Genomic DNA, 11,067 nt, shown 5'->3' on the forward strand with positions numbered 1-11,067 from the left:
GCGCGAACCGTTGATAACGGGTGGCATCGGCAAGACCCATCAGGCCTACGGAGCCGTCCGCTCACTGCTGGCCGCCGGAGTCCGCCTGCGCTGGCAGGCGATCACCTCCGCCGACCTCTACGCCCAGCTCCGGCCCCGGCCCAACCACGACCCCGAGCGGGAGATCCAGGAGCTCGGCCGGTGCCCGCTGCTGATCCTGGACGACCTCGGCGCGGCCAAGCAGTCCGAGTGGACGGAGGAGCTGACGTACCGGCTGATCAACCGCCGCTACACCGAGATGCTCCCGACCCTGATCACCACCAACCTGCCGATCGCGGAACTCCGCAACGCAGTCGGGGACCGCGTCGCCTCCCGCCTGGCGGAGATGACCACCCGCGTCATCCTCACCGGCCCGGACCGCCGACGCGCCCAGCCGTCGGGCTCCTGACCCCCACGGTCCCCACCCAGGTCGGTCCCCGTCATCGTGGGGACCGAACCACTGACCCGATCCGTTCGGGGACCGTCCCCATCACGGTCCCCAACCCGGTCCCCTACCTGACCCGGTCCCCTACCTGAGCCCGGTCCCGCCTGGCAGCGGCCTCCCCCAAGAGGGGACCGACAGCAGTCGAGCGGGGACCGTCCCCTCATTGCGCTGCGCGCGTCGGGCACCACGGGGACCGGTCCCCAACTCTGTTTTCGCAGGTCAACCCCCTGACATCCCCCGACTCAGTGGGGACCGTCCCCACGGTCCCCACCATCCGGGACCGCCCTGCGACGGTTCGGGGACCGTCAGGTCCCACGTCGGGGACCGTTCCCACCCACGACTACGGGGACCGAGACGGGACCGGTCCCCACGCCCATGCCACTGGGGACCGAGCGCCTCCCCAATCGGGGACCGTCCCCGCCCGGTCCCCAGACAGCGCCGGCAGCGTCGCGCGTCACGAGCGAGCGGTCCCCAACCGGTCGACCCCGCCCATCAGCCCCTCACATGACCAGCCTCGACCTCTTCAAGGACACGCATGCACAACCCACCGCGCGACCGTCCCAGCCACGACGAGCACATGCCCTCACTTCCAGCCTCAGAAGGAGCAAGTTGGGGCGGAAGCGTAGCTTCCGCCGAGCCCACCCCCGAGGGGGCGCGAGAGGACCGGCACCGAGGGGCGCAGGTCCATCTGGCTGCGACCGGGGGCGGATCGAAGCCAGAGCAGGAGGAGAAGCCGTCCGACCCCCACAGCCGTCGCGATCGCGCCGACCGTGCCCGACAGCGCCCTCGACAGCCACGAGAGAAGAAGCGCTTGCACCAGCCCAACACCCGTCTCAACGAAGAAGAGTTCACCCTAATCAAGTCCGCCGCCGCCCGGTGTCGCTTGTCCGTCGCCGGCTTCCTCGCCCGGGCGGCTCTCGCTGCCGCCCGCGACCTCGACCGCACCAGCGCCAAAATCGCCGACGAGCGCGAAGTGATCACCGCCCTGTTCGAGAGCCGTCGCAGGCTCGGCTGGGCCGGAAACAACCTGAACCAGGTCTCCAAGGTCCTGAACTCAGGTGCTGACGTCCCGCAGCTCGACGCGGCAGTCGCCGCTGTCCAACGGGCCGCCGAGACCGTGCACGTGGCCGCCGCACAGCTGATCGCGCAGCGCACATCGTGATCTCCAGCATCCACGAGCCTGGGTCGCGGACCATCGACCTCCTCGTCCACCTGTACGGGCCAGGCAGACACGAAGAACACACCGGCCCACACCTCGTCGCGTCATTCGACGGCATGTCCACCGCTCCCGGCCGTGACCCGAAGGCCACTTTGAAAGGACCTCGAGCAGCTCCTCGGCCAGACCGTGGAGGCCCTCCCGGAGCACGCCCGACCCACCAACACGTGTGGCACACCTCCGTGCGCGCCACCGCAGACGACCGGATCCTGTCCGTCGAGGAGTGGGGCGAGATCTCCCGCCGGATCGCGGCCTCCACCTGCAGCGACCCCGGCAGCGGCGAGCCGGCCTGCCGCTGGGGCCGCCGTACGGCACGCGGACGCCCACACAACCGGCCGTGAAGGCCGCGAACAACGTCTCCCGCCGGCGCTGACGCCAGCACGTGTCCGTCCCTACATAGCCGACGATCCCCGGTCAGCCAAACCGGGGATTCTCCGGAGCATTGAAAACATCACCACCAACCCCACCCCGTAAGGAACCCCCGCATGCCCGAAACCGAACTGCGCATCGAAATCATCGCCCTGCTGCTGGACGCGGACTTCAAGCTCCGACCCGACACCAACACCTGGTCCCACAGTGACGGGCGCCCCTTCACACGGGCCGAACAAGCCACCGCCTTCCAGGCCACGCGCGCCGAACTCGAAGCCATGGCAGCACTGAGCGCCCGCAACGCCGCGGCCGTCCGCGAACAGGACAACGCCGTGGAGGCCCTCACCGAGCTGGTGCTCTCGTACTTCGCCCGGCACCCCGAAGCCCGCATGGTCATGGACGTACTCCCGCACATGACCGAAGAAGACCGAGCCGAGTACGAGCGCCTGTGCGCCATAGCCGCTCCGGACGGCGGCATATACCTCCCCTACGAGGACTGACAGGCCCCCAGCACACCACCCTGCGCCCGGTGGCGGGTACCTCCCGGCCACCGGGCGGCGGCATTCCTCATGTGGAAATCCGCCAGGCCCTACCCACTGGCAGTCGCAGATCAGTGGCGTGCGTCGCCTGCCGCGAGGAACGGAGCCAGGAGGTCGACGGCTTCCTCCCAGCGGAAGCGGTCGGCGCCGCCGCCGGACTTCGGGCGGTGTGGCTCGTAGCTCCCGACCAGGACGCCCATCTCTCGGAGCTCGGTGAGGCTGCGCTGGTACGCGCGGTGGGCGGCGAGGGCGGTGTTCACGTAGGGCAGGACGGCTGTGGGGATGCCCATGCCCGGGGCCTCGCAGAGGATGCCGAGGGCGAGGTTGTCCGCGAAGCCGGCCGCCCACTTGTTGACCGTGTTGAAGGTGGCCGGGGCGACTGCGATCGCATCAGCGGGTGGGAAGGACCGTGCGTCGCCGGGCGCGCGCCAGGCGGAGCGGACGGGGTAACCGGTCCGGTCCTCGATCTCGGACACATCGAGGAAGTGAAGCCCCTGCGGGGTGGCGACGACGCCGACGTCCCAGCTCCGCTCGTGCGCGGCGTCGATCAGCTTGCCGACGTCGCCCGCGATCCCGGCCGCGCAGACGACGACGTACAGGAAGGGCTTGCGCTGCGGCTCGGTCACGCGGGTACTCCCAGTCGGCGGCTCAAGTGATGGAGCTCTGGCAGCGTACGCCGACGGTCCCGGGCTGCCATGTCGGCGACCAGGTCCCGGACGGCCGGGCGCCGTACGTCCTGGGCTGCGCAGGTCTCCGCGATCCGCAGGGCCTGGTAGCCGTCGGCGAGACGGCCCTGCTGCGCGTAGGCACGGGCGGCCTCCACCCATAGGGCGGCCCGACGCTCGGGAACCGGGATGTGGCGGCGCACGAGCGGACGGGCGATCTCGATGGCGACGCCAGCGTCGCCGAAGGACACGGCCGCGCTGACCTCGTGGAGAGCCACGTTGGTGGGGCTGAAGTTGGCCCAGGCGTCGGGGTGGTCCAGGGCGACGTACTTCGCCACCTCCTTGGCCTCAGCCAGGAACTCTGCGGTGGCAGCGCGGTCCCCGGCTCTGCTGGCAGCCGTGACTCCGCGCAGTAGCAGCAACCCGAGCACGGAGAGGTAGTGGTGGGCCTGCCGGTCGTACGCACCGGTGAGTTGTGAGGCCGTGTGCTTGATCAGCGTGACGGCCTGGCCGGCGTGCTGTTCACGGACCAGGACGTGCGCGTGGAGGCGGACGCTGGCGGCGAGGACGAGCGGATCACCTGAGCGTTCGGCCTCGGCCATCGCGCGCCCGACGGCAAGCCACGCCGTGCCGGGGTCTCCCTGCTTGAGCAAGAGGCTGGCCGAGGTCTGGTAGGCCGTGGCTAGGAAGCGAGGAAGCTCCTCGGCCTGCGGGGAGTCGGCGATGCAGCGGCGAAGATCGGTGATCAGGCCGGGAAGGGTCCGCTCCAGCTCCGCGTAGTCGCACGTGCTCCAGAGGCGCCGGATGGCCGTTGCCCGGTTTCGTAGTTCCCCGGACTCCGGCGCTTGCGTCGTCGGAGCCGTCGGCATCCCGGGCAGGAGTGCCTGGACGAGCGCGGGGTGCGCAGCCGTCGGCGCGACCGAGGCTGTGAGCGCGGTGGCGCTGGCGGCAAGGAAGGTACGGCGGCGCAGCATTTCCTCTGTCTCCGGATCGTGGGGATCGGCTTCCGGGGCGCCCTCCGCCAGACCGAGTCGGGCCGGGGGAATGCGCAGGACGCGGGCGACGTCGCGCAGAACTCGGATGTCGTCCGTTCCGCGTCCGCCCTCCAGCCGGCTGATCTTCGACTGGTGGTATCCCAGCTCGCCGGCCACGTCCGCTTGCGAGCGGCCCTGTAAGACCCGAGCCCGGCGGATCAGTTCACCGATCCTGTGCACCTCGCCCTGCGTATCGACCATCTCCGCCACGGCCCTTTCTGCCGAGACCGATCCTGCCTGCTCAACCGAGCCTAACTGCAAGGAACTTGCCCGCCATGCACAACGTGCATGAACGATGCAGGGGCTGCGCGGCACATCGTGGGTCCGCCTCATGAACCGCTTGCCTGGTGGGACCGCACCCCTCCAGGAGGCTGCTCATGGAAGTGCACGAGGTCACGCTGACCGTCACGAGTACGCCCGAGGGCGCCGCTCGTGTCCGGCACCAGGTGATGAACGAGATCAGAGGCTGGCGCTCGGGCATCGGCACCGACGGCATGGACGTAGCAGAGGCCGTGGCAGGTGAACTGCTGGCCAACGCCGTTCAGCACGCGGGGGACGGAGCTGCTTCCGTGACCGCTCGCCCGCGCGGGAGCCGATTGCGCTTCGAGGTCCGCGACCGAAGTTCCGCCCTCCCCCACGCACGCCTACCCCGTACGGACGCCGAGGACGGCCGCGGGCTGCTGATCATCGCCGCCCTCGCCGACCGGCACGGCGTCGACCACAGCGCCAGCGGCAAGTCCTGCTGGGCCGAGCTCGATCTGTCCGTACCCACGCCCTCCATCACGCAACCTCCCCTGCAAAGGAGTTGAACGCATGGCACCCACTCGAGCTCTTGCGCCGAGCACGGAGGTCATCGCCGTACGTCCCGGGAGGCCCCTCTCCGGTTCGGTCACCGTCGACGGCTCCAAGAACGCCGCCCTGCCGCTGCTGGCCACCGCAGCAGCCGTGCGCCGGACCATCCAGCTGGAGAACGTCCCCGCCAGCGCCGACGTCCACTGGATGCTCACCTTGATCCAAGGGGCGGGCTGGCACGTCGCCCGGGCCGCGGGACGACCCGACAGCGTGGTGATCATGCCCCCTGACGCCGTACCCGCGGAACTCGACCTGGCCCCGGCCGCACGGATCCGCGCGTCGTACTACCTGGTGCCCGCGCTCCTTGCCCTACAGGGGAACGCCCGGCTGCCCTGGCCCGGGGGATGTCGGATCGGGGAGCGCGGCATGGACCTGCACTTCAAGGTGTACGAGGCCTTCGGCGACCGCATAACCGTCCGTGACGAGGGCTATGACGTCGAGACCGGTCGACCCGCCACCGGAACGGTCTCCCACACCTTGCCGTTCCGGTCGCGCGGTGCGACGGTCGCCGCAGTCCTGCGTGCGGTCGTCGCGGGCCGTGCGCTGCGCCTCCGTCGGCCGAACCTGTCGCCGGAAGTCCTCACCGTGCTGGACGCCCTGCGCTCGGTGGGATGGGAGGCCCGAGCCGGCGAACAGGTCCTGGACCTGAGCCCGGCAGCGGCATCACCGGCCGAGATTCCGGCTTGGCGCGTACCAGGCGACAAGATCGAGGCAGGCACCCTGGCCTGCGCCGTCGCCGCCACCGGTGGGACCGCGCGCATCGAGGGCGTCCAAGGTCGGGATGTCGTGCCCTTGCAGGCAGCCCTCCAACGACTGGGCATTCCCACTGCGGTACGGGAGGACGTTCTCCTGGTCGACGGGAGCGCCGCCCGGCCGACGGGCCGTCCCCTTCGCGCCATCGCAACCCTCGCCACCGGCGGCCTGGACGCCGACTTCGAACCTCCCCTGATGGCACTGGCCCTCGGCCAGCCCGGGACACACCTGTTCGCCGACTCCATCAACCCCGGCCGCCACGGCAACCTGCTGCCCCAGCTGGCCCGGCTCGGCGCGAAGATCGAGGAGATCTCCCCCACCAAATGCCGGCTGACCGGCCCGCAACGCCTCACGGGAGCCGGGGTAGAGGCCACCGACATCCGCACCGGCTCCGCGCTCATGGTCGCGGCCCTGACCGCCCGCGGAATCACCACCCTCGGCGGAGTCGACCAGCTCCGCCGAGGCCACGCCGACCTACCCGGCAAGCTCCTCCACCTCGGCGCCGACATCTGCGAGGTCGCGCCATGACCACGGCCCGTTCCCTACGACAGATCATGGCCACCACCGACGTCCACTCCGCCCTCGGAGCCAACGGCCCGCTGCTCGGGCACCTCCACCAGGCGCGCACGGACAGCCTGCTGGTGGACTGCGGCGACTTCTTCGAGGGCACCGGGTACTACCGCCTCGGCCGGGGCGCACTCGAACGGGACATCCTGCTAGCCCTGTACGACGTCGTCGCTCCCGGGAACCACGGCTGGCCGCACTACTTCGAGCCCTCCCTCCACCAACGGACCGTATGCGCCAACGTCGTCGAGGACTCCACCGGCAACGCGCTCTTCCGACGTCTGCGCATCGTGGACGTCGCAGGCCGGCGGACTGCCGTCACGGCCGTGATCGGCGCGCAGGCATTCAACTCGATCCCGGCCGGGCAGCGGTCCGCCCACCGCGTCACCGACCCCGTCCAGGCTCTGCGCGAGCTGATGCTCGCGCACCACCACGAGGTCGACTCCTGGGTCCTCCTCAGCCATTCCGGCTTCGAGCAGGACCTCCAGCTCGCCGAGGCATGCCCCTTCCTCGACGTGGTCTTCGCCGGCCACTGCCACAGCGAACACACCGGACCCGAACGGGTCGGCGGCACCATCGTGCTCAAGGGCCACGAACTCGCCGTCGGCTACGCAGTCGCCAACCGCTCCCCCGAAGGCTGGGTCGGACGGACCGCCCGCTTCCCTGACACCTCGCAGTCCGTCCTGCCGACCGAGCTCGACTCCGTCCGTGAACAGATCGCCTCCATCGACGCACAGCTGGCCGAGCCGCTGGGTCGTCTCGTCGCGCCCTATCGGAACAACCCTCTCGACCGTCGCGCCCTGCTCCGCGAACTGGCCGACCGGTTACGCAACGGGCTGGGCAGTGAGGCGGTCGTCCTCAACGAGACCGCCGTGCGCACAACGCTGCTCGGCGAAGTCCTCACCACCGGGGATCTACTCGCCATCGAGCCGTTCGACAACAAGCTGGTCGAGGCCCAGGTCGCGCCGGCCTTCCGGAACGACCCCGCTGCCCTGCTCACTCACCTCAGCGAGCGGGCAGGACCCCTGGTCACCTCCTCCGACCCGCTCCCCGGCGGAATGACGAGCGTGCTGACCACCGACTACCTCGCCGACACCTGTCTCGGCAGCCGAGCCCACCCCGCCGGCCTCAGCCTCGGCTCGGCGATCAGAAGCATCCTGACCAACGGAGACGACCAGTGATCCTCACCGGACCCGAGATCACCTCCGCCTCGCAGGACGGACGGCTGCGGATCTCCCCCTTCATTCCGGCCCAGGTCAACCCGAACAGCTACAACGTTCGCCTCGGCAGGACCCTGCTCACTTACACCGACGAGGTACTCGACGCCCACCGGCCGAACCCCACCCGCCGCATCGAGATCGGCGACGAGGGCCACGTCCTGCAGCCCGGCGAGCTGTACCTCGGCCACACCCTGGAGGCGGTGGGATCTGACCTCTTCGTCCCCCTGCTCTTCGGCCGGTCCTCCGTCGGCCGACTGGGGCTCTTCGTCGAGATCACCGCGCCCATCGGTGACATCGGCTTCCACGGCCAGTGGACGCTGATGCTCACCCCAACCCGCCCCGTGCGCGTCTACGCCGGGATGGAGATCGGGCAGATCATGTTCTTCGTCTCCGAGGGCGCCATCGACCTGTACGAGGGCAAGTACCAGGCGGCCTCCGGGCCCCAGCCCTCCGCGTACTGGCGTGACCTCGACGGCACGGCGGTGACCTCGTGATCCTCACCGGACCGGCCATCGCCGCCGCCCGCGAGGCGGGCCGCATCACCATCGACCCGTACGACCCAGACCTCCTGTCCCCCAACGCGTATGACTGGCGCCTGGGCAGCACGCTCCGCATCTGCGAGGGCGACCTCGACGCCGGCAGTCCCACCGCCTTCTCCGAACTCACCCTCCCCGACGACGGGTACGTCCTGGAGCCCGGCCACCTATACCTCGGCCACACCCTGGAGCGCACGGGCTCCGAGGCCTACGCCCAGCTCCTCAACGGCGACCGGACCACCGGCTCCCTCGGCATCTGGGTCCACGTCTCCGCCCCGCTCGGACACCAGGGCCACGCGATCCGCTGGACCCTGGAGATCCGAGCCACTCGCCCCGTACGCGTCCGGCCCGGCATGACTTTCGGCAAGCTCGTCTTCCTCCGCACGCACGGCTCCCCCGCCAGCTACCAGCAGCACGGCCTCAAGTACCGCACCAGTGAAGGCATCGAGACGTCCCGCCTCTACGAGGAGAACCCCGGAGGCCACCGGTGAACCGCGTCGTCGCCACCGCTCTCGACCTGCCGTTCCCCAGCCCCGGCGGAAGCGTCGAACTCTTCCTCGACCTCTACGCTGGCACCCAGCCCGCCATCCCCTCCCGCGCCTTCATGCTCGCCCCCGACGGCCCCCGACCCCGCACCCCGGCCGGCATCGACCTGCTGCACGCGTCCGGCAAATGCCTCGACGGCCACGCCTTCAGCCGGTACGTCACCAACCTTCACCACGCCATGACGGCCGCCATCGACCCGCGCCAGATCAGCGTGCTGCACCTGCACCACCTGGCCTTCGGCGCCACCCCCGCCCTCCTGCGGGCCCTACCCGCCCACCCCCGGATCGCCTTCGTCCACGGCACCGACCTCCTGCACGCCGAGAACCACACCACGCAGCTACGCGTTCTCCGCGAGACCGCCTCCGCTGCCGACGCGATCGTCGTCCCCACCGGCGCCATGGCCGACCGCCTGCTCAAGCTCGCCCCCAAGACCGACAGACGCAAGATCGAGAAGATCCCCTGGGGCATCCCCGACCGCCTCCTGACCAGCCCACCGCCCCGACCCGCCCGACGTCCCACCAGCCACCTGCGGATCCTCTTCGCAGGCCGCCTCAGTTCCGAGAAGGGCCTCGAACCCCTCCTCCAAGCCGTCGCGGCCACCCGCTCGGTCGAGCTGAGCATCGCTGCCCCGCGCGCCCAGTTCCTCGACCTCACCCCGGTCATCCGCCAACTCGGCGTCCACGTCCGCTACCTCGGCTGGTTCCGCCGCCCCCAACTGTGGAAGGCCTTCGCCGATCACGACGTACTCGCCGTGCCTTCCACCACCCTGGAGGCCATGGGCCTCGTCGCCCTCGAAGCCCAGGCCTGCGGACTCCCCGTCCTCTACCAACCCGTCCCCGGACTCAGCGAAGCCCTCTCCGGCACCGGCCTGGCCACCGACTTCACCAACCCCGCCACCGCCGCACACGACCTCCACCGCCTGCGCACCACCCCCGGCCTCCTGGAGATGCTCCGCGCATCCGGCCGCACCAACGCCGCCCGCTTCCCCCTCAGCACCACCGCCACGGCCATCGTCGACCTCGGCCAGCGGCTCGCCTGACACCACCCGTGGCGCAGCAGGCACCGCCCCGGCCGCATCACTAACCTGGCCAGCGGACCACCCGCTGCCCACGACGATCGGGAGACCATGACCCACACCACCGACCGGATCGAAGACCTCCTCCAGACCGGAGTACGCGACGAGGTCTACCCCGGCGCGGTGTGGGCAGTCGGGAACGCCGACGGCATCGAGGCCAGCGGAGCCGTCGGCCTCCTCGACCCCGACCACCCGGACGAGCCGATGCGGCTAGACACCGTCTTCGACATGGCCAGCCTCACCAAGATCCTCGCCGTCTGGTCCACGATCGGCACCCTCGTCGAAGAGGGAAAACTCCAGCTCCACACACCCCTCGGCACCTTCTGGGACGAGGTCGCAGGCCGTCCCCTCGCCCAGGCCACGGCCCACCACCTGCTCACCCACACCGCCGGCCTGCCGCTGCGCGCCAACCTGAAGAACCTCTACGGCACCGACCCCCAGGACATCCGCGACGGCGTCCTCCACGAGGCCCGACACCGCCCGCCCGGCGAAGCCGTCGAGTACACAGACCGAGCCGCCCTCGTCCTCGGCTACCTCGCCGAGCACCTCTCGGGCCAGCCCCTGGACCAGCTCGCCACCGACCGCGTCTGGCACCCCTTGGGGATGACGCAGACCCGCTTCGGCCCCCTCCCCGATGCCGAGGCGGCCCGCAGCGCCCCCACCGAGTACGACGAGACCACCGGCACCCACCTCAGAGGCACCGCCCACGACTTCTCCGCCCGCCTCCTCGACGGCGTCTGCGGCATCGCCGGCACCTTCTCCGTCCTCGACGACCTCGCCCTCTTCCTCCGCCACATGCTCGCCCCCACCCAGGCAGCCTTCGGTCCCGCCTGGATCAAGGACTCCCTCCGCATCCGCACCGGCGACCTCGCCCCCGCCCGCGGCCTCTTCTGGCACCCCGCACCCGACACCGGGCCCGATCAGGACACCTGGGTCCACTACGGCTTCACCGGCACTGCCATGTGGATCAGCCCGCAACAGAAACACTGGGCCGTTCTGCTCACCAACAAGATCTACTACACCCGCGACCGGGAACCGTTGACCGAAATCCGCAACGCCTACCGTGCCACCGTGTTCTCGTAGCGACTTGGTAACCCCACGGTCCGTCGGGACGCGTTGCTGCCCGGTCGGCTACACGGCAACGGTCCGCGACTAGCCTCGCGCTTTCATGAAGCGGGCTGTCCGTCAGGTGATCAGCACAGCAGAAAGTGCCCCTGACCAGCAATGCCGGTGAT

The 11,067-nt window shown here is 70.3% G+C and carries 13 protein-coding genes; 11 read left to right on the forward strand and 2 right to left on the reverse strand.

The window, feature by feature from the left end:
• From J7F03_RS29060 to J7F03_RS29075, 4 genes are all read left to right on the forward strand, one after another.
• The coding region (locus J7F03_RS29060) for an ATP-binding protein (RefSeq protein ID WP_214954672.1) at window positions 1–427 on the forward strand (427 nt) is incomplete at its 5' end.
• Window positions 428–1,274: 847 nt separating this feature from the next.
• Entirely contained in the window at window positions 1,275–1,625 is a 351-nt protein-coding gene (locus tag J7F03_RS29065) for a mobilization protein (RefSeq protein WP_214954674.1), read from the forward strand.
• A 236-nt stretch (window positions 1,626–1,861) separates the two neighbouring features.
• Window positions 1,862–2,020 (forward strand): hypothetical protein, encoded by a 159-nt coding sequence (locus J7F03_RS29070; protein WP_214954676.1) that lies wholly within the window; start codon window positions 1,862–1,864, stop codon window positions 2,018–2,020.
• Window positions 2,021–2,164: 144 nt separating this feature from the next.
• Window positions 2,165–2,548 (forward strand): hypothetical protein, encoded by a 384-nt coding sequence (locus J7F03_RS29075; RefSeq protein ID WP_214954678.1) that lies wholly within the window; start codon window positions 2,165–2,167, stop codon window positions 2,546–2,548.
• Window positions 2,549–2,658: 110 nt separating this feature from the next.
• Here the strand turns inward: J7F03_RS29075 and J7F03_RS29080 are convergent, their stop codons facing one another.
• A complete protein-coding gene (locus J7F03_RS29080; protein ID WP_214954680.1) occupies window positions 2,659–3,213 on the reverse strand; it encodes a flavoprotein in 555 nt (184 codons plus the stop codon).
• On the reverse strand, window positions 3,210–4,487 hold the full coding sequence (locus J7F03_RS29085) for a helix-turn-helix domain-containing protein (RefSeq protein ID WP_214954682.1): 1,278 nt from the start codon (window positions 4,485–4,487) through the stop codon (window positions 3,210–3,212). The genes J7F03_RS29080 and J7F03_RS29085 overlap by 4 nt, the downstream gene beginning before the upstream one ends.
• A 176-nt stretch (window positions 4,488–4,663) precedes the next feature.
• On the opposite strand from J7F03_RS29085, the gene J7F03_RS29090 reads away from it, so the two are divergent.
• From J7F03_RS29090 to J7F03_RS29120, 7 genes are all read left to right on the forward strand, one after another.
• Window positions 4,664–5,095: an ATP-binding protein gene (locus J7F03_RS29090; RefSeq protein WP_214954684.1), complete on the forward strand. Its 432-nt coding sequence runs from the start codon at window positions 4,664–4,666 to the stop codon at window positions 5,093–5,095.
• Window positions 5,096–5,099: 4 nt separating this feature from the next.
• The gene (locus J7F03_RS29095) at window positions 5,100–6,419 is read left to right on the forward strand and encodes a UDP-N-acetylglucosamine 1-carboxyvinyltransferase (protein WP_214954686.1); all 1,320 of its coding nucleotides are present in this window, start codon (window positions 5,100–5,102) and stop codon (window positions 6,417–6,419) included.
• Window positions 6,416–7,636: a metallophosphoesterase gene (locus J7F03_RS29100; protein ID WP_214954688.1), complete on the forward strand. Its 1,221-nt coding sequence runs from the start codon at window positions 6,416–6,418 to the stop codon at window positions 7,634–7,636. Before J7F03_RS29095 ends, J7F03_RS29100 begins: the two co-directional genes overlap by 4 nt.
• Window positions 7,633–8,169 carry a dCTP deaminase gene (dcd, locus tag J7F03_RS29105; protein WP_214954690.1) on the forward strand — a complete coding sequence of 179 codons (537 nt, stop codon included), beginning with the start codon at window positions 7,633–7,635 and terminating at the stop codon, window positions 8,167–8,169. The genes J7F03_RS29100 and dcd overlap by 4 nt, the downstream gene beginning before the upstream one ends.
• Window positions 8,166–8,702 carry a deoxycytidine triphosphate deaminase gene (locus J7F03_RS29110; protein WP_214954692.1) on the forward strand — a complete coding sequence of 179 codons (537 nt, stop codon included), beginning with the start codon at window positions 8,166–8,168 and terminating at the stop codon, window positions 8,700–8,702. Before dcd ends, J7F03_RS29110 begins: the two co-directional genes overlap by 4 nt.
• Window positions 8,699–9,796: a glycosyltransferase family 4 protein gene (locus tag J7F03_RS29115; protein WP_214954694.1), complete on the forward strand. Its 1,098-nt coding sequence runs from the start codon at window positions 8,699–8,701 to the stop codon at window positions 9,794–9,796. Before J7F03_RS29110 ends, J7F03_RS29115 begins: the two co-directional genes overlap by 4 nt.
• 87 nt (window positions 9,797–9,883) lie before the next feature.
• Complete coding sequence (locus J7F03_RS29120; protein WP_214954696.1) at window positions 9,884–10,915, forward strand: serine hydrolase; 1,032 nt, start codon at window positions 9,884–9,886, stop codon at window positions 10,913–10,915.
• The last annotated feature ends 152 nt before the right edge of the window (window positions 10,916–11,067 follow it).

Origin of the sequence: Streptomyces sp. ISL-43, from assembly GCF_018614195.1 — a bacterium.
GTDB lineage: Bacteria > Actinomycetota > Actinomycetes > Streptomycetales > Streptomycetaceae > Streptomyces.

What these genes read in the sequence shown, in the direction of transcription:
- J7F03_RS29100 (WP_214954688.1), top strand. Translation starts at nt 6,416, where the DNA reads ATGACCACGGCCCGTTCCCTACGACAGATCATGGCCACCACCGACGTC.
- J7F03_RS29085 (WP_214954682.1), bottom strand. Translation starts at nt 4,487, where the DNA reads ATGGTCGATACGCAGGGCGAGGTGCACAGGATCGGTGAACTGATCCGC.
- J7F03_RS29090 (WP_214954684.1), top strand. Translation starts at nt 4,664, where the DNA reads ATGGAAGTGCACGAGGTCACGCTGACCGTCACGAGTACGCCCGAGGGC.
- J7F03_RS29075 (WP_214954678.1), top strand. Translation starts at nt 2,165, where the DNA reads ATGCCCGAAACCGAACTGCGCATCGAAATCATCGCCCTGCTGCTGGAC.
- J7F03_RS29120 (WP_214954696.1), top strand. Translation starts at nt 9,884, where the DNA reads ATGACCCACACCACCGACCGGATCGAAGACCTCCTCCAGACCGGAGTA.
- J7F03_RS29095 (WP_214954686.1), top strand. Translation starts at nt 5,100, where the DNA reads ATGGCACCCACTCGAGCTCTTGCGCCGAGCACGGAGGTCATCGCCGTA.